Below are 17,262 nucleotides of genomic sequence, written 5' to 3' on the forward strand. Positions count from 1 at the left end.
CGGTCTCCCGCCGGTCAGTAGTAGATAACTGAGATCGTGCGGGCCGTCGCGTTCCAGACGATCGCGCCGTGCCCGAAGTTGCTGCGCCGGCCGACCGTCACCGAGAACTCGTCGCTCGTGGGCGCGCCCAGCCGACTGCTCATCCCGCCGAGCGAGAGGTACTTGGCCAGAATCGTGCCGTGCACCTCGTGCGCGCCCGCGCCCTTGGCCCAGTAGACGTTGCCGTGCTGGAACTGCGACCCGCGGCCGCCGGTCAGCTTCGTCTCGTCGGTGCGCGGGTAGCCGAGGAATCCCGCCTCGGCGCCGAGCGCGAGCCACTTCGCCCGGATCGCGCCGTGCACCTCGTGTGACCCGGTCGCGGCGAGGCAGTAGATCGACCCGCCCTGGAAGTGGTTGTACCACCCACCGGCGGCCCCGGCGGTCTCGTCGGTGACCGGGAAGCGCAACAACGACGTCACGGTGCCCATCGACCGGTACTTCGCGAGGATCGCGCCCCACACGAAGTGGGTGCCGCTCGCCGGCGAGTAGTAGATCCGGCCGCGCTGGAACCACTGCACCGCGGTGTCGGCCGTAGTGGCGTCGAGCTCGGCCGTGGTCGCGGCGCCGAACGCCGAGGCGGAACCGCCGGCCGCCAGGTACTTGGCCCGGATCAGACCACGGGTCACCGCCTGCCAGGGGCTGACGAAGCCGTACCCCATGCCCTTGAGCTTGTCGATGATCAGCTGAAGATTGCCGGGGTCGGTGGACGGGGTCGTCACGTGCATCACGATGATCGCGCCGGGCACGGTGTACCGATCGATGCGGCTGCTCACGACCGGCCAGCCGGCCGCCTGATAGCCGGTGGTGTCGAACGTCCAGTCCAGGTTGACGTAGAAGCCTCGCAGCGCCAGGTCACGGTTGAGCCCCGCGTTCAGGTAGCCGGAACGGTAAGGCGACCGGAACCAGCCGGCGGAACTGACGCCGGCGGCCCGGAACGCCGCCTCGGCCCGGTCCAGTTGCGACCACCGCTGCGCCTGGGTGAGGGTCATGAAATCCGGGTGACTGTAGCTATGGTTGATGATCTTGTGGCCGAGCGCCGCGATCGCTTTCGTCTCCGCGGGGTTCTGCTCGGCGAAGCGCCCGGTCACGCCGAAAGCGCCGGTGATGCCGTTCGCGGCGAACACCCGCAGCACCGTCTCCAGGTTGGCCTTGCTGATCGCGTTCTCGGCCGGCGTGCCCGTCCGCCAGTCCAGGTCGAACGTCAGGCTCACCACCTTCGCGGTGTCGTAGCCACGCGTGAACACCTGCGCCCGGTAGGGCGCGGCGTCCGACGCGAGTGCCGGCGCCGCCGTCATCGTCCCGGTCACGGCGATCGCCACGACTGCCGCTGCCACCAGCCGGGCCGCCCGGATGGCCGGCAACCGCAACCGATGCCCTCTCATGGAACTCACCTCCACGCGCGGGCGTCGTCACCCACGCCTCACCATTCACCGTCCATGGCCGACACTCCCGACCTCAGAGCCGTAGGTCACCGATGCGCGCCGTTCGGCCGCCCCGCGCGCGTGGGACGGCATCAAGCTCGGACCGGGAAAGTTGCCTCAGGCAACTAGGCCTTCTATGGTTGCCCCGGGCAACCAATGGAGGTCGGAATGACAGTGGCTGATGACGTGGTGCGGGCCGAGACGGAGCCGATGTCGCATGCGCAGATCCTGCAGGCCATGTCGGGGCTGTACATGGGCATGTTCGTGGCGATCCTGTCGTCGACGGTCGTCACCAACGCGCTGCCGACGATCGTCGCCGATCTGCACGCCGGGCAGAGTGTCTACACCTGGGTGATCATCGCGACGCTGCTGACCACCACCGTGACCAGTCCGGTCTGGGGCAAGCTCGCCGATCTGCTCAGCAAGAAGCTGCTCATTCAGATCAGCCTTGTCGTGTTCACCGCCGGGTCGGTGCTCTCCGGGCTCGCCGCCGACTCGGGGCTGCTCATCGCGGCCCGGGCCCTGCAAGGAGTGGGCGCCGGCGGGATGCTCGCGCTCACCCAGGTCGTGATGGCGACGATCATCTCGCCTCGGCAGCGTGGCAAGTACTCCGGGTATCTCGGTGCGGTGCTGGCCGTGGCCACCTCGGCCGGGCCGTTGATCGGCGGCGTCATCGTCGACACGAGCTGGCTCGGGTGGCGGTGGTGCTTCTTCGTGGGCGTACCCTTCGCCGTTCTCGCCATGGTTCTTCTGCAGAAGACCCTGCATCTTCCGGTCGGTGGCCGCGCGGTGCGGATCGACTGGGCGGGCACCACGCTGATCACCGCGGCGGCCTCACTCCTGCTGGTCTGGGTGACCTTCGCCGGCGACAAGTACGCCTGGGGCTCGTGGCCGACCGCGGTGATGCTCGGCGGGGCGATCGCGCTGAGCGTGGCGCTGGTGCTCATCGAGCGGCGGGCCGCGGAGCCGATCCTGCCGCTGTGGCTGTTCCGCAACCGGACCGTGGTGCTGGCCATCGTGGCCAGCCTCGTCATCGGGGTCGCGCTCTACGCCGGGACCACCTTCCTGAGCCAGTACTTCCAGCTGTCCCGGGGTAAGAGCCCGACGCTCGCCGGCATCCTGGCCCTGCCGCAGATCCTCGGCCTCGCGCTCGCCTCCACCGTGGTCGGCCGGATCATCACCGCCACCGGGCGCTGGAAACCGTTCCTGGTCGGCGGCTCGGTGAGCATCGTGGCCGGACTCGCGCTGCTCGGGCTGACCCGGGCCGGCACCCCGTACTGGCAGCTCGCGATCGGGATGGGACTGCTCGGCATCGGGCTCGGCACCACCCTGCAGAACCTGGTGCTCGCCGTGCAGAACCAGGTCCGGCTGCAGGAGCTCGGGGCGGCCAGCACCTCGGTGTCGTTCTTCCGCTCGCTCGGCGGCACGATCGGCGTCTCCGCCCTGGGCGCGGTGCTGGCCGGCCAGGTCACCCACTACCTGCACGCCGCGCACGGCTCCTCCGCGGTGCCCCGGCTCGCCGATCTGCCGCCGGCCGCCCGGGCCGCCGTCGAGAACGCGTACGGGCACGCCACCGGTAACCTTTTCCTCTACACCGTCCCGTTCGCCCTGGCGGCGCTGCTCTGCATCGTGTTCATCCGGGAGGTTCCGTTGCGCACCACCAGCGCCCTCGAGGCGGACCGGGATGACTGAGCCGTCGCACGCGGCGCTGGAACGCGAGTTCGCCACCTTCGTCCGGCGGGCCCGCGCCGCCTCCGAGCGACTCAGCCGCGGCGTGCACCCGGGGCTCGACGCCAGCGCCTACGGGCTGCTCGTCTATCTGCGCGATGACGGGCCGCGCCGGCCCAGCGACGTGGCCGAGCACCTCGGCGTCGGTAAGGCCACCATCACCCGGCAGCTCAAACCCCTGGAGGCGCTCGGCCTCATCGAACGCCTGCCGGACCCGGGTGACGGCCGGGCGCATCTGGTCGCGCTGACCGACGACGGCCGGCAGCGGATGAAACAGGTCCGCGAGGCCCGTCACGAACGGTTGCGCGCCCACCTCGACTCGTGGCCGGACGAGGACATCCGCACCCTGGCCCGGTTGCTGGGCAAGTTCAACACCATCAACACCGAGCCTTGAGTACGCCGCGGGCCGTGCGGAACGCGTCGGCCGCCGCCTGCCGGACCGGTTTCGTGCGGTGCTCGCGGGAGAGGATCTCGACACCCCACGGACCGTGCCAACCGGCCGTCCGCAGGGCGGTGATGACTCCCGGGAGATCGAAGGCGCCCTCGCCGCACAGCCGCCGCCGGTGCACGGTGTCCTCGAAGAGCGTGCCGATCGGTTCGGCGTCGGCGTCGTCGAGCTCGACGCCGACGATGTACCGGATCGGCACCGCGGCCAGCTCGGCGGGTGGGGTGTGCGCCCGCTCGGTGTGCCACACGTCGATGACCAGACCGCCGCTCGGATGCCCGGCCGCCCGCACGAGATCGAGGCCGGCGCCGACCGTCTTGATGTTGGACCAGGGCAGGAACTCCAGGCCGATCCGGGTGCCGGCGTCGGCGGCCTCGGCGGCCAGCTCGGCGAACGCGGTCACCCACCGGTCGCGGTCCCACGGCCCGTCGGTGACGTCCGGGGCGACCTTGATGTGCCGGGCGCCGAGCGCCCCGGCCGCGGCGAGCAGATCGCGGCGGACCGGGTCGGGCCCGGCGATCCACCAGTCGGTGATCAGCTCCAGCTCGAGGTCGGTGATCCCGTGGTCGTCGAGCAGGGCCCGCAGGCCACCTTCCCCGTAGGCGTCGAGGGCCGGCATCAGGTCGGCGTGCAGCAGGCCGAGGCCGCGGAAACCGGCCGACGCCGCGGCCTCGACCCGCTCCCGGATCGGGATCGGGCTGCGCTGGTCGCCGGGCAGCGGGCTCGCCGCACCGGCGGTGGTCCAGCAGGTCGCGAGGAGACGGTCGTCGGGCACCGGCCGAGCGTAGGCATCACCTACACCCGGCCGACGAGGGGAAACTCGTCAAAAAGACCGCAGCGGACGGTTGGCGCACCGCCCGTACACCGAGCTGGATGCACAAGCCGCCGGCCGGCGTGAGTGCGCCGCCCACCAGATGGAGCGGGGTGTAGTTCTTGGTGTCGCCGGCCGACCTGCGGGAGCGCGGGCGCCGCGACGGTGGTCACCAGGACGCTGAACAGGGTGCCGGTCAGCAGGCGGCCGCTCCCCCACGGCCGCTGACCTTCGGCAGGGATCCGAAGTGATCGACCTTGGCGATGTGGCCGGGGTGGCCGCCGAGGCGGAGGCCGCTCCGCTCGATCTGGCGCGGCTGTTCCGCCTCGTCCTGATCGTGCTGCTCGCGGCCGGGCTACCGGCGCTGGGCGGTTCCGCGGTGGTGGCGCCGGCCCTGGTGCGGCCGCTCTGGGCGGCCGCGTTCGGGTCCGGCGACACCGTGGCGGTGGACGGCCGGACCGCCTATCTCAACCGTGGTGCTCGCTCGGTGACCGCCTATGAGCTGCCCACCGGGCGGATCCGCTGGTCGGTCGAGGTGGCCGGCCGGAGCGTCCGCCCGGCCGGTGACGTCCTGCTGGTGTCCGCCGATGGGGGCACGGTGGCGTTCGACGCGGCGACCGGCGCGCAGCTCTGGCAGGCGGCCGGGGACGCCTCGCCGTCGGTGGAGCTCGGCGACGTGCTGCTCGCCCGGTCCGACCAGGTCGGCGTTACCACCGAGTTGCGGCTGGTCGGGCTGCGTGACGGGCGCGAGGTCTGGAAGCACGCGATCGCGCCGGCTCAGCAGTGGACCACGCTGACCGAGGACGGGCGGCCGGCCTCGATCGTCACGGTGACCCCGACCGGCGATGCCACCGTCTACCGGTACGGCGACGGCGCGGTGCTGGGGCGCGGCCGGATCGCCTGGAACGGGGTGTACGTGTCGACGATCTTCCCGGCCGGGCCCTATCTCGTCGTGGTGCGGACGGCGTCGGCGCAAACCGTCGCGACCATCTATCGCCCCGGCGACCTGCGGCCACTCTGGCGGTCCGACGAGCTGATCGGCTATGTCACCCGCTGCGGCGAATTGATCTGTACGGCCGGCGTGCGCGGCGTGACCGGCCGGGAACCCGCCACCGGGCGGGAGGTCTGGCGGCGCGACGACATGAACTTCGTGTGGGATCTCGGCGGTGGGCGGCTGCTGCTCTCCGCCGCCGCCAACCTCGCCTCGGCGACGACCGTGCTGGTCGCCACCGCCACCGGGCGGACGATCGGGCAGCCGTTCGGCGGGGGCCGGGCGTTCTTCGCCGATGCGGCCGGCTCGCTGCTTCTGCTGCGGGACACCGGGACCCGGCCGGACCGGACCGCGGTGAACCTCCTCGACCTGGCGACCGGGCGGCAGACCGTGCTCGGCACCGCCGAACGGCTCGCCGAACAGGACTGCCGGGGAACACCGGGCTATCTGCTGTGCCCGCGCGGGGACACGCTGACCGTCACCGCCGTCGGATGATCGCGCCGGGGCCTTCCGGCCCCGGCGCGACTTTTCAGTGCAGCGGGTCGGCGGGCCAGCCGGCCGGGTCGGTCGCGGTGACCGGCTGGACGGCGGCGGCCAGGTGGAGCGCGTCGTTCTTGGCGAGGAGCACGTCACCCTGGTCGACCGTCACCACCTGAGCGCCGGCGACCCGGCGGACCCGGCCCGCGTCGGTGTACTCCAACGGCGTACCCGAGTAGTCGGTGTTGGGGTTGACCGGTTTTGCCGCGGTCGCCGCGGCGGCAGTGACGTTGACCGAGTACGTTGCCCGGCCGGTGCTCAGGTGCACCCGGGCCCACGGCTGGGCGCCGCCCACGAACTCGCACGAGGTGATCGCGGTGGCCGCCGGGACCCAGGTGAGGCGGAAGTTCACCGCGCACCGGTAGACCTGGTCGAACCGGGCCTGCTCGGTGAGGGCGAGCAGCTTGGCCCGGTCGGTGGCGGCGTTGGTGCCGGGGTCGGCGGCGAAGCTCGTGAAGACCAGCGCCCAGGTGCCGGTGACCGGCTGCCAGCGGAGGTAACCCCAGCGGGCGCCGTCGGCCGGATTCATGCCGCTCCAGACCAGCGTGGCCGCCTTGCCGTCGACGATGAGCGGGGTGGACGTCGGGTTCGGGGTCAGCTCCATGCCGGTGGCGGCCAGAGCCTTGTCCAGGTTCGCGGTGGAGTCACCGATCGCGGTGTGGACGACGCTTGAACCGCTCGTCTGCATGAGCTCCCAGCCGGCGCCCGACCGCCAGGTGGCGTTGGTCGTGCCTTCGTGATCGAGGTGGAACAGGCCGTTCTGGCCGGCGGTGCCGCCCTCGCCCAGGGCGGGCGCGCCGACGGCGATCGGCGGGCGTCCGGCGGGCGACACGGGCGGCGGGTCGGCCGCCGGGGCGACATCGGCCGGACCACCTCGCGGGAACACCGCGACGGCGCCGATGACCGCCACCGCCAGGACGCCGGCCGCGGAGCCGGCGAGCGTGCGGCGGACCAGCCGGCGCCGCTGCCCCCGTTGCAGGGCGCCGGCCAGCAGATCCTCGACGTGCACGCCGCCGTCGGCGCGGTCCTGCAGCGCCACCATGATCGATTCGTCGGTGCGGTTCATCGGCGATGTCCCCCTTCGATGGAGGCCGGCGACTGCTCCAGTTGCCGGCGGAGTTTCTCGAGCGCGCGCATCGCTTGGGAGCGCACGGTGACGGTGGAGATCTCGAGGATCTCGGCGATTCGCTCGTCGCTGAGGTCCTCGAAATACCGGAGCACGATGGTGGCCCGCTGCCGCGGCGGCAGCTCGGCGATCAGGCGCCAGGCGGCGTCCTGCCCGGCCGTCCGGTCGCCGAGGTCGGCGTCATCGGACCGGTCGCCGATCGTGGCGGTGACGATCTCCGATGAGGACCGCCGTCGCCACCAGCTGATGTTGCTGTTGATCAGCATCCGGCGGACGTACATGTCCGGGTCGCCGGCGGCCGAGATCTTCTTCCAGCGCACGAACGCCTTGCTCAGCACCTCTTGCACGAGGTCCTCGGCCAGGTGCCGGTCCCGGATCAGCAGCCGTGCCAACTGCACGAGACGCGCACCCCGCAGCCGCACGTAGTCGTCAAACGTGATCACTCGTCATCCAATCTGGTGGGCGATCCTCACCCTGCAACCACGAGGCAATCGGCCCCGGCTGTTGCACGCTCCCCGAAACCGGGCCGGAAGTGCCGGCGGATCAGCTCGGGCCGACCGGCACGACGGCCGTGATGACGAAGAATCCGCTCGCCTTGAGCGTGGCGGCGAAGTGGCCGCCGGCCGCCTCGGCCCGTTCGCGCATGCCGATCAGGCCGTGGCCGGTGCCCGGGCCGCTGCGGCCGGACGCGGCCGGGTTGGTGACGGTGACGGTGAGGGTGCGGTCGTCGTACGTCAGCTCCACCTCGGCGCGCGGTTCGGTGCCGTGCTTGCTGGCGTTGGTCAGCGCCTCCTGCACGATGCGGTAGGCGGCGAGGTCGGCCGGCCCGGTCAGCGGCCCGGCAACGCCCCGGCGGGTCAGCCGGACGTCGAGGCCGGCCGCGCGGAACGACTCGAGCAGGCCGTCGACCTCGGCGAAGGCCGGTACCGGCTGCAGGCTCTCCGGCTCGTCGTCGGCGCGCAGCAGCCCGACGGTGGCGCGCAGCTCGTCGAGGGCGGCCCGGCTGGTCTCCTTGATGCCGGCGAGCGCCTGGTAGGCCCGCTCGGGATCGGTGCGCAGCAGGTGGTGCGCCACGCCGGACTGGGCGTTGACCAGGGTGATGTGGTGGGCGACCACGTCGTGCAGCTCGCGGGCGATCCGGACGCGTTCCTCGCGGACCTGCCGGCGGGCCTCGGACTCCCGGCTGAGCTCGGCCTCCCTGGTGCGACGGCGTTCCTGAAGCAGCAACGCGCGCTGGTTGCGGACCGCGTCGCCGACCGCGACCGCGACGGCGACGTAGTTGATCGGCAGGAGGACACCGATGTGGAAGACGTGGTTGGGCAACCAGATGATCGAGCTGGCGGTGAGCAGCGCCGCGGCCACCGCGCCCAGGGTGGCGGCGGTCCGGCGGTCGGTCTGCACCGCCACCGTGTAGAGCGCGACGACGGCGGCGGCGTCGAGCACGATCGTGTGCGGGGGGATGAACGGCAGGACGGCACCGCACAGTGCGGTCACCACGGCGACGGTCCGCGGCCACCGGTAGCGCAGCAGCAGCGCGCCCGAGCCGATCACGAGCAGGCCGACCTGCGCCATCGGGGGCTTCCGCGGATCGGGGGCCGCGGTGTACGCGACCTCGGCCATGCCGATCAGCATGACGAGCAGCGGCAGCGCGGCGGCCCGCAGCGCGCGCACGTCAGCGCTGCCCGGGGGTGACGAGGCCGGTCTCGTAGGCGAACACGACAAGCTGGGCGCGGTCCCGGGCGCCGATCTTCATCATCGCCCGGTTGACGTGGGTCTTGGCGGTGGCCGCGCTGATGGTCAACCGGCGGCCGATCTCCTCGTTCGACAAGCCCGTGCCGGCGAGCGCGGTGATCTCCTGCTCACGCGGGGTGAGTTCGGCGAGCCGGGGGTCGGCGGTGGCGAAGACCGGCTCGGGCACCCGGAGGAACCGTTCGATGACCGACGTGGTCGCGGCCGGCGACAGGAGCGATTCGCCGGCCGCGACGGTGCGGATCGCGTCGAGCAGGTCGGCCGGGTCGACGCCCTTGCCGAGGAAGCCGCTGGCCCCGGCGCGCAGGGCGGCCAGGACGTGCTCGTCGGTCTCGAAGGTGGTCAGGATCAGCACCCGGGTGCCGCTCAGGCCGGATGCCGCGGCGATCCGGCGGGTGGCGTCGATGCCGTCGCTGCCGGGCATCCGGATGTCCATCACGACCACGTCGGGGGTGGTCTGCAGCGCCCGGGTGACGGCCTCGTCGCCGTTCGAGGCCTCCGCCACCACGTCGATGTCCGGCTCGGCGCTGAGCAGGAGACGGAAGGTGGCCCGCAGCAGCGCCTGGTCGTCGGCGAGCAAGACACGAATGGTCACGAGTTCAGCTTTCCCTATACGTCAGGCCTGCAGCACTGTCTCCGACACAGCAGGGGCGGCGTGCGGCTCCGGCTCCGGCTCCGGCGTTCCCTCGACCGCCAGGTGCGGGGTGATCTTCTCGGCCCAGCAGGGGTAGTACCAGTTGGCTTTGCCGATCATGGTCATCAGGGCCGGGATGAGGGTCAGCCGGACCAGGAAGGCGTCGATGAAGACCGCCGAGGCCAGGCCGAGGCCGATGGCCGCGACGATCCGCTCCCCGTCGAACGCGAACGAGGCGAACACCCCGAGCATGATCAGGGCAGCGGTGGCGATGACCCGGCCGGTCTCGGTCACGCCGACCCGTACGGCCCGCTTGTTGTCCCTGCCGTGGGTCCATTCCTCGTGGATCCGGCTGACCAGGAAGACCTGGTAATCCATCGAAAGACCGAAAACAATACCGACGATCAGGACCGGGACGATGTACGTGATGGGAGCGCCGCTGCCGACCCCGAGCAACCCGCTCCCCCAGCCGAACTGGAACACCGCGGTGATGGCGCCGAGGCCGGCCAGGATGCTGGTGATGTTGCTGAGCGCGCCGACCAGCGGCACCAGCAGGCTGCGGAACGCGATCGCCAGCAGCAGGAAGCCGAGCACCGCGATGATGCCGAGGTAGAGCGGGAGCCGGCCGAGCAGCGCGTCGGACAGGTCCTGGGTGGTGGCCGCCGACCCGCCGACGTACGCCTTCATGGTGGTGCCGGCTTCGGCGGCGGGAATGACGTCGCCGTGCAGGGTTTCGATCAGGGTGGTGGTGGCCTCGGCCTGGGCGCTGCTCTTCGGGATGATCGTCACCGACTGGACGGTGCCGTCGGCCGATTTCGCGACCGGGGTGACCGTGGCGACGCCGGTCACCGACTTCAGCTCGGTGGCCAGCGCGGTGAACGCCGCCCGGGACGGCGCGTCGGGGGTGCTCGCGGCGATCATCAGCGGGTTGTCGAAACCGTCGCCGAACGCGGCCGAGCTCATCGCGTAGTACCGGTGCGTCGCCGAGGTCGCCGGGTCGCTGCTGGCGTCGGAGTCCCCGACCCGCATCTGCAGGACCGGGATGGCCAGCAGGACGACCGCGGCCAGCGCGAGCGGCGCCACCAGCCACGGAACCCGCTGCACCAGCGCGGCCCATTTGCCGGCGAGCCGAGGGGCGTGTTCTTCGACGACCCCCTGGGCCAGCCGGGCGCGCTGCTTCTTCGAGAGGACCTTGAGGCCGAACGCGCCGAGCAGGGCCGGCAGCAGGGTCAGGGCGGCGGCGACGGTGACCGCGACGGTGACGGCGGCGGCCTCGCCCATGCCGGTGAGCACGCCCAGGCCGACCACGCGGATCCCGATCAGCGCGACGATGACGGTGAGGCCGGCGAAGATGACCGCCCGGCCGGAGGTGTCGATCGCCCGGGCGATGGCATCGGGCACGGTCTTGCCGGCGAGCAGGCCCTTGCGGGTGCGGTTGACGACGAACAGGGCGTAGTCGATACCGACCGCGAGGCCCATCATCGCGGCCATCGTGATCGACGTCGAGCTCAGCGTGACCACGTGCGACCCGACCATGACCAGCAACAACGACACCAGCACCCCGACCACGCCGGTGATCAGCGGCAGCAGCGCGGCGCGCCACGCGCGGAACATCAGCATCAGCAGCACCAGGGCGGCGATCAGGCCGAGGATCTCCGAGGACCCGTTCGAGGACGAGATCTGCTCCTGGAAGGCGTCCCCGCCGTACGTGAAGGTGACCCCGTCGACCTCGGCGCCGGTGACGACCTTCTCGATCGGCGCGACGTCGGCGTCGCTGCTCACCACCACCTGGGCGTACGCGGTATCGCCGCTCGCCGCGACGGTGTAGGGGCTGACCACCTTCACCACGCCGGCCTGCTTGGCGACCTCGTCGAGCACGGCGGTGACCTCGGTCTTCACCGCCGCCGAGGTGACCGGCCCGGCTGTCGAGTGCCAGACGATCTTGCCGATCTTGCCGGAACTGCCGCTGCTCGGCATCTGCGCCAGCAGCGCGTACGCCTTGGACGACTCGCTGTCCGGCATGTCGGACGACGTCGTGAACGCCGTCCCGCCCAGCACGACCGCGGCGACCAGCCCCACCGCGACCAGGAACCAGCTGGAGATGACTATCCGGCGGTGCCGGACGCACCAGTGGGCCAGAGCTGACATGAACGAGGCTCCTTCGTCGTGACCGTTCGTGACCAGGAAGAACAACGACTCCATGGTCACGGCCGGACCCCGTCCCGGTCGTCAGCTCAGCGCGGTCATCGGCCCTGCCGCAACCGCGGCAGAACGAGCCGCCCTACCGCACCTGCGGTACGTCCGGCTCGCACGCGGGGCACGGCCGATGCGGTGCCGGCGGCGCCGGCCAGCAGCGCGGCGAGGACGAACGGGTGCTCGACCAGTTGGTCGGCCACGCCGTTGAGCGGGTTGGTGCTGATCAGCGTGGTGCGTTCGGCGAACCAGGCGGCGGCCAGCACGAGCCCGGTGCCGGCCGATCCGAGGCGGATCCACGGGTAGGCCCGGGTCCGGGCCAGGATCAGCAGCGACGGCATCACCAGGGCGACCACGATCAGCTGGGTCAGCTCGATCCCCAGGTTGAAGCCGAGCAGGTTGGTGACCAGCGAGCCGTGGGTCAGGCCCAGGTCGCTGATCAGGGCGGCGAAGGCGAAGCCGTGCATCAGCCCGAAGCCGGCGGCGATCCAGGCCTCGCCGCCGGGGACCAGCGGCCGGATCGCGTGGACCGCCGAGACCAGCACGGACAGGGCGATCGCCGCCTCGACCGGGCGGGCCGGCACCGCGAGGTAGCCGAGCGCGGCCAGGGCCAGGGTGATCGAGTGGCCGACCGCGAACGCCGACACCACGTGCAGCACGCGCACCGACTGCCGGCGCAGGTCGCCGCCGGGCACCCAGCGCCGGCGGCGGGCCAGCAGCGGAGCCGGGAGCAGCAGCATGATCAGGAACAGCAGGTGGTCGGAGCCCTCCGAGATGTGCCGGACACCCAGGCGCAGCGCGGCCACGAAGCCGGTACCGGTGCTCGCGGCGGCAGCGGCGACCGGCACCGCGACGGTGTGTTCGCGCCAGTCGAGGATCCCGATGGTGGTGTAGTCGCCCTGTCCCCCGGAACGCGCGGCGACGAACACCTGGTGCGACACGATCGTGTGGAGGATCGCGTCGTACGTCAGCGGGAAGTTGCTCGTCCTTCCGTTCGGCGGGGTCAAGGTCAGGTCGAAGACCAGGTGATCGACGCTGTCGACCTTCCGCACCCGGCCGCCGGTGAGCGCGACCGCCCAGCTGCCGGCCGAGGTGTGGGCGAGAACGTACCGGCGCAGGTCCTCGAGTTTGGCCGGCTGCAGCACGGTGGTTGCGGTCAGCGGCTCGTCGAGGGCCACCTCGAGCCGGTCGATCGGCAGCTCGACCACGCCGGTGACCCGGTCGGGGCCAGTGTCGAGCAGGATCGCGGTGGTGCTCATCGGGTGCGCCGCGGCCGGCGAGGCCGGAAGAACAAGAAAAGCGATGATGGCGTACGCGATGAGCCCGGCGATCCTCACGACGGCTTGGTGCTGCCGTAGTCGTTCGTCTTGTCCCGGTAGACCGAGTGGTAGTGGATGTTCGGGGTGCTGCGGCTGCGGGTGTTGATGAATTCGATCCACACGCTCGGCCCGTCGATCCGCAGGTAACTGCTCTCGTCCTCGGGCCCGGTGTTGTTGGCCCAGGCGATCTTGGTCGAGCCGAGTTCGGACTCGTATTTGGCGAGCAGCTTCGCCGCCGCGTCGTCGGCCAGATCGTCGACGTAGGGCTTGATCGCGGCCAGCACCAGTGTCTTCTGCGCGGCGGTCACGGTCAGCCCTTCGGACGCCGGGAACACCCCGTCGTCGTGGGCCGGGCCCATCATCAGGTCGTCGTAGGTGCCGGAACTCAACTTCGCGGCCGCCTTGTCACCGGCGCTGAGCGACGCGAACAGCGCGAACAGCGCGGTCGACTCGTCCTTGACCGGCGCGACGGTCTGGCCGCCGCTGGTGAAGGACGTCGGCTCGGAGCCGACGAACTGCGGTGTCTCGCTGACCTTGGTGCCGTTGTAGGTGAGGTTGCGGGCCAGGTGGTGGCCGCCGAACTGGAGCATGAACGGCGCGGTGGCCGACGGCGTGCCGTACACCGCGACGTAGTAGTCGACCAGGTTGCCGAAGCCGTCCGCGCCGTCGCCGCCGAGGCTGTTGAGATAGTCGTCGGCCTTCTGGATGTTCAGCACCTGCTGATATCCCTCGGGGCTGAGCGCGACCTTCATCATCGCCAGCGCCGCGGCCCGCTGCGCCTCGCTGAGATCCTTGAGCGCGACCCCCTTGCGGGCCACCGTGCTCGCCGGAAAATTCGACCAGGTCTGCCGGGACTGGTTGTCGGTGAAGGCCAGGTTGATCTTCGCCTTGAGGGTGTCGTCGAGAGTGGCCAGGAACGCCTGCGCGGCGGTCACCACGGCGGCCGTGTTCGCCCCGCCCGGACTGTCCCCACCGGTGTTCAGATCGACCGCGGTGAACGTCTGCACGCTGCCCATCCCGCCGCCCGGCCCGCCCTGCCCGCCACCACCCTGCGACGACGAACCGGGTGTCGCCGTACTGGTGCTGCCGGAGTCGCTGCACCCCGCAGTGGCCAGGAGGGTCGCCACGACCACACCGGACATCACCCTCGAATTCCTCAGCATGAATCGGCCGACCTCTCACTCGTGGCGGACTACCCGACCGCCGAAGGATGCCTGCCATTCGCGCTTCCGCGGAATAGCCGGACCGCAATTCTTAGCCCTTTCTTACAAAATGCTATTGACAGTAAATACATATCGTCTTTATGGGTGGAGCACAGAAAGACCACATTGCACCTGAAGGAGGCCGGGTAAGATCGCGGCGTGCGGCGGCGATGGTGGATATCGATGGGTATTGCCGCGGTGGTGCTCAGCGCCGGCGGGATCGCCGTGGCGGCGGTGCCCGGGCTGGGGGCGACGGCGTGTCCCCGGTGCTACGACCTGACATCGCTGGGCAACCGGCTGTACGCCGACCGGGACGACCCCGCCTACCGCACGCTCATCGACGACGCCGACCGGCGCATCGCCGCCTTCTACGGTGCTCGCCTCAGCGAGCCGCGCGTCCTGATCTGTTCCACCGCATCCTGTTACGACCGCCTCGGCGGCGGCGGCGAAAAAGGCCGCGCCCTGCGGAACTGGTCGCTGATGCTGTCGCCGGCCGGGATCAATCCGACCATCGCCACCCACGAACTGTCGCATGTCGAGTTCCACGAGCGGCTCGGTTCGGCGAGCGGCAAGGTCCCGCAGTGGTTCGACGAGGGCTTGGCCGTGCTCGTCTCCGACGACGCCCGCTACCTGCGGCCGGCATCGCAGTCCGACCGATGCAAGCTGCCGTACGACGAGGCCCGCCCGGTCATCGACGCCGACTGGTGGACCGCCGCCGCCGACGGCGTGGACCGGCCGTACCTGCAGGCCGGATGCGTGGTCAGCCGCTGGGCCGGCGCGAACGGCGGGCCCGCGGCGGTCCTCGACCTGATCACGAAGCTGAGGGCCGGAGCGGACTGGCCGGCCGACCAGTTCGCCTGACGGTCACGCTCCGAGGACCCCTACCAAGGCGGGTCGATCGTCGCGGCGGCCGCGGCGGCGGCGTCGAAAGCGCGGGCGATGCGGGCGCGCTGCTCGGCGAAGAACGACTCGGCGGGCTCGCCGGCCCGGATGCGCCGGATCGCCTCGACGTAGCCGACCCGGTAGGCGGCCAGCACCAGGGCCGCGGTCAGCTCGGCGCGCGGGTGGCCGGCCTCCGCGAGCAGGGCGGCGATCATCGCCTCGAGCCGTTCGAGAGCCTCCCGCAGGGCCGCCCGCAGCGCCGGCGAATCCACCACCACCTGCCAGAACTCGGTGAACCGGTCGGCGAAACCGGCCAGCGGATGGCGCTCGTCGTGCAAGGCCAGGAACCGGTCCCGCAGGGCGGCCACCGGGTCCTGGCCGGGCGCGCGGCCGCGGATCGCCTCGGTGAGGATGCGCTGCGCCTCGGGGCCGCGGTCGAAGAACATCTCCTCCTTGCGCGGGAAGTAGTTGAAGACGGTCATCCGGGACACCCCGGCGGCCTCGGCGATCTCGGTGACGCTCACCGCCTCGAACCCGCGGGCCAGGAACAGTTGCGTCGCGGCGTCCGAGATCTGGTCGCGGACCTGCTGTTTCTTCTGTTCGCGGAGGCCGGGCGTCACCATGGGCGAATCATATACCCGATAAAAACATTGACCCGGTATAAGTTGCGGGTCCATCCTGACGCCATGGACTACGACGTGGTGGTGGCCGGCGCCGGGCCGGTCGGTTTGATGGTCGCGAGCGAGCTCGCGCTCCGCGGCATCCGGGTGCTGGTGGCCGAGCGGCTCACCGAGCCGGATCTGACGATCAAGGCGGGCGCGATCAACGTGCCCACCGCCGAGGCGCTCGACCGCCGCGGCCTCGTTCCCCGCATCCGTGCTGCTCAGGCCGCGCAGATGGAGCAGATCAAGAAGTTCATGGCAGCCCGCGGCGGCGGTGCGATGCCGCCGCGGCCACGGTTCCTCGGCCATTTCGGTGCCATCTGGCTGGAGGCCGGCAACCTTCGCGGCGACGACGATCCGTGGGCCGAGCTGGGCCCGGCCGGTCAGATCGCGATGCTCTCCCAGGCCGACCTGGAGGCGGTGCTCGCCGCGCACGCCGTCGAGTGGGGCGTCGAAATACGGCGCGGGGTCGCGCTGACCGGGTTCACTTCCGCCATTGACGGCGTACGGGTGACGCTAGGTGATTCTGAGGTTGAGACGTCCTGGCTGGTCGGCGCCGACGGCGGTCGCAGCCTCGTCCGCAAGCTGGCCGGGTTCGACTTCCCCGGCACCGATCCGCGGATCACCGGGCATCAGGCGCTGCTCACCATGACCGGTGACGACGACCTCAAGCCGGGCTGGAACGTGACCGACACCGGCGTCTACGTGAGCGGGCCGATCCCCGGGCGGGTGCTCACCGTCGAGTTCGACGGACCGCCCGCCGAGCGCGACACCCCGATCACCGCGGCCGAGCTTACGGCGAGCATCCTCGCGGTCAGCGGCGTCCGGGTGACGATCGACAAGGTGATCAGCGCGACCAGGTTCACCGACAACGCCCGGCAGGCCACCGACTACCGGCGGGGCCGGGTGCTGCTGGCGGGGGACGCCGCACACGTGCACTCGCCGTTCGGGGGTCAGGGCCTCAACCTCGGCATGGGCGACGCGATGAACCTCGGGTGGAAGCTGGCCGCCGAGATCCAGGGCTGGGCGCCGGACGGGCTCCTCGACTCCTACACCGCCGAGCGGCACCCGATCGGCGCCTGGGTGCTCGACTGGAACCGCGCGCAGGTCGAGATCATGCAGCCGAGCCCGTACAACCGGGCGATCCGCGCGGTGGTCGCCGATCTGGCCGCCACCCACGACGGCACGACGTACTTCGGCACCAGCATCGCCGGGCTGCGCCAGCGCTACGACCTGGGCAGCGACCACCCGATGGTCGGCCGCAGCGCCCCCGAGCTGGTCCTCGCCGACGGCACCCGGCTCGCCGCCGCCCTGCACGACGGCCGGGCCGTCCTCGTCGGCGACTTCCCGGTGGCCGACGATCGCCTCCGGGTGGTCACCGCCGACACACCCGGCATGCTCGTCCGCCCGGACGGCATCGTCGCGTGGGTCGAGGGCGACGGCGAGCTCGACGAGGCGCTGCACCGGTGGTTCGGCAAGGTGACCGGCCGCTGACAGCGCCCGCAGCCACGAGGGTCGCGGTG

15 protein-coding genes are annotated in these 17,262 nt (G+C 71.3%); 5 read left to right on the forward strand and 10 right to left on the reverse strand.

The features are described 5' to 3' along the window. Positions 1 to 14: 14 nt before the first annotated feature. Complete coding sequence (locus tag Adu01nite_RS07610; RefSeq protein ID WP_203725809.1) at positions 15 to 1,421, reverse strand: polysaccharide deacetylase family protein; 1,407 nt, start codon at positions 1,419 to 1,421, stop codon at positions 15 to 17. Between the two features lie 207 nt (positions 1,422 to 1,628). Between Adu01nite_RS07610 and Adu01nite_RS07615 the strand changes: the two genes are divergently transcribed. Both Adu01nite_RS07615 and Adu01nite_RS07620 read left to right on the forward strand, forming a co-directional pair. Then, the gene (locus Adu01nite_RS07615; protein ID WP_203725810.1) at positions 1,629 to 3,152 is read left to right on the forward strand and encodes an MFS transporter; all 1,524 of its coding nucleotides are present in this window, start codon (positions 1,629 to 1,631) and stop codon (positions 3,150 to 3,152) included. Then, positions 3,145 to 3,582 (forward strand): MarR family winged helix-turn-helix transcriptional regulator, encoded by a 438-nt coding sequence (locus Adu01nite_RS07620; RefSeq protein WP_203725811.1) that lies wholly within the window; start codon positions 3,145 to 3,147, stop codon positions 3,580 to 3,582. The genes Adu01nite_RS07615 and Adu01nite_RS07620 overlap by 8 nt, the downstream gene beginning before the upstream one ends. Here Adu01nite_RS07620 and Adu01nite_RS07625 read toward each other — a convergent pair. Continuing rightward, the gene (locus tag Adu01nite_RS07625; RefSeq protein ID WP_203725812.1) at positions 3,566 to 4,408 is read right to left on the reverse strand and encodes a sugar phosphate isomerase/epimerase family protein; all 843 of its coding nucleotides are present in this window, start codon (positions 4,406 to 4,408) and stop codon (positions 3,566 to 3,568) included. The genes Adu01nite_RS07620 and Adu01nite_RS07625 overlap by 17 nt on opposite strands. Positions 4,409 to 4,691: 283 nt before the next feature. On the opposite strand from Adu01nite_RS07625, the gene Adu01nite_RS07630 reads away from it, so the two are divergent. Beyond that, on the forward strand, positions 4,692 to 5,930 hold the full coding sequence (locus tag Adu01nite_RS07630; protein WP_203725813.1) for an outer membrane protein assembly factor BamB family protein: 1,239 nt from the start codon (positions 4,692 to 4,694) through the stop codon (positions 5,928 to 5,930). 34 nt (positions 5,931 to 5,964) lie between these two features. Here the strand turns inward: Adu01nite_RS07630 and Adu01nite_RS07635 are convergent, their stop codons facing one another. From Adu01nite_RS07635 to Adu01nite_RS07665, 7 genes are all read right to left on the reverse strand, one after another. Further along, positions 5,965 to 7,038, reverse strand: a complete 1,074-nt coding sequence (locus Adu01nite_RS07635; protein WP_203725814.1) for a hypothetical protein — start codon at positions 7,036 to 7,038, stop codon at positions 5,965 to 5,967. Further along, positions 7,035 to 7,538, reverse strand: coding sequence for a SigE family RNA polymerase sigma factor (locus tag Adu01nite_RS07640; protein ID WP_203725996.1), 504 nt, complete (start codon positions 7,536 to 7,538; stop codon positions 7,035 to 7,037). The genes Adu01nite_RS07635 and Adu01nite_RS07640 overlap by 4 nt, the downstream gene beginning before the upstream one ends. A gap of 103 nt (positions 7,539 to 7,641) precedes the next feature. Further along, positions 7,642 to 8,769, reverse strand: coding sequence for a sensor histidine kinase (locus tag Adu01nite_RS07645; protein WP_203725815.1), 1,128 nt, complete (start codon positions 8,767 to 8,769; stop codon positions 7,642 to 7,644). Position 8,770: 1 nt separating this feature from the next. After that, positions 8,771 to 9,442, reverse strand: a complete 672-nt coding sequence (locus Adu01nite_RS07650) for a response regulator (protein WP_203725816.1) — start codon at positions 9,440 to 9,442, stop codon at positions 8,771 to 8,773. A 21-nt stretch (positions 9,443 to 9,463) separates the two neighbouring features. Then, positions 9,464 to 11,629, reverse strand: coding sequence for an MMPL family transporter (locus tag Adu01nite_RS07655; protein ID WP_203725817.1), 2,166 nt, complete (start codon positions 11,627 to 11,629; stop codon positions 9,464 to 9,466). Between the two features lie 95 nt (positions 11,630 to 11,724). After that, the gene (locus tag Adu01nite_RS07660; protein ID WP_203725818.1) at positions 11,725 to 13,011 is read right to left on the reverse strand and encodes a HupE/UreJ family protein; all 1,287 of its coding nucleotides are present in this window, start codon (positions 13,009 to 13,011) and stop codon (positions 11,725 to 11,727) included. Next, on the reverse strand, positions 13,008 to 14,135 hold the full coding sequence (locus Adu01nite_RS07665; RefSeq protein ID WP_203725819.1) for a DUF3500 domain-containing protein: 1,128 nt from the start codon (positions 14,133 to 14,135) through the stop codon (positions 13,008 to 13,010). The genes Adu01nite_RS07660 and Adu01nite_RS07665 overlap by 4 nt, the downstream gene beginning before the upstream one ends. 243 nt (positions 14,136 to 14,378) lie before the next feature. Between Adu01nite_RS07665 and Adu01nite_RS07670 the strand changes: the two genes are divergently transcribed. Further along, a complete protein-coding gene (locus Adu01nite_RS07670; RefSeq protein ID WP_203725820.1) occupies positions 14,379 to 15,056 on the forward strand; it encodes a hypothetical protein in 678 nt (225 codons plus the stop codon). 20 nt (positions 15,057 to 15,076) lie between these two features. Here the strand turns inward: Adu01nite_RS07670 and Adu01nite_RS07675 are convergent, their stop codons facing one another. After that, on the reverse strand, positions 15,077 to 15,700 hold the full coding sequence (locus tag Adu01nite_RS07675; RefSeq protein WP_203725821.1) for a TetR/AcrR family transcriptional regulator: 624 nt from the start codon (positions 15,698 to 15,700) through the stop codon (positions 15,077 to 15,079). A gap of 63 nt (positions 15,701 to 15,763) precedes the next feature. Here Adu01nite_RS07675 and Adu01nite_RS07680 point away from each other — a divergent pair, with 63 nt between their 5' ends. Beyond that, the gene (locus tag Adu01nite_RS07680) at positions 15,764 to 17,233 is read left to right on the forward strand and encodes an FAD-dependent monooxygenase (protein WP_203725822.1); all 1,470 of its coding nucleotides are present in this window, start codon (positions 15,764 to 15,766) and stop codon (positions 17,231 to 17,233) included. Positions 17,234 to 17,262: the final 29 nt, after the last annotated feature.

Source organism: Paractinoplanes durhamensis, assembly GCF_016862175.1.
In the GTDB taxonomy this organism is placed as follows: domain Bacteria; phylum Actinomycetota; class Actinomycetes; order Mycobacteriales; family Micromonosporaceae; genus Actinoplanes; species Actinoplanes durhamensis.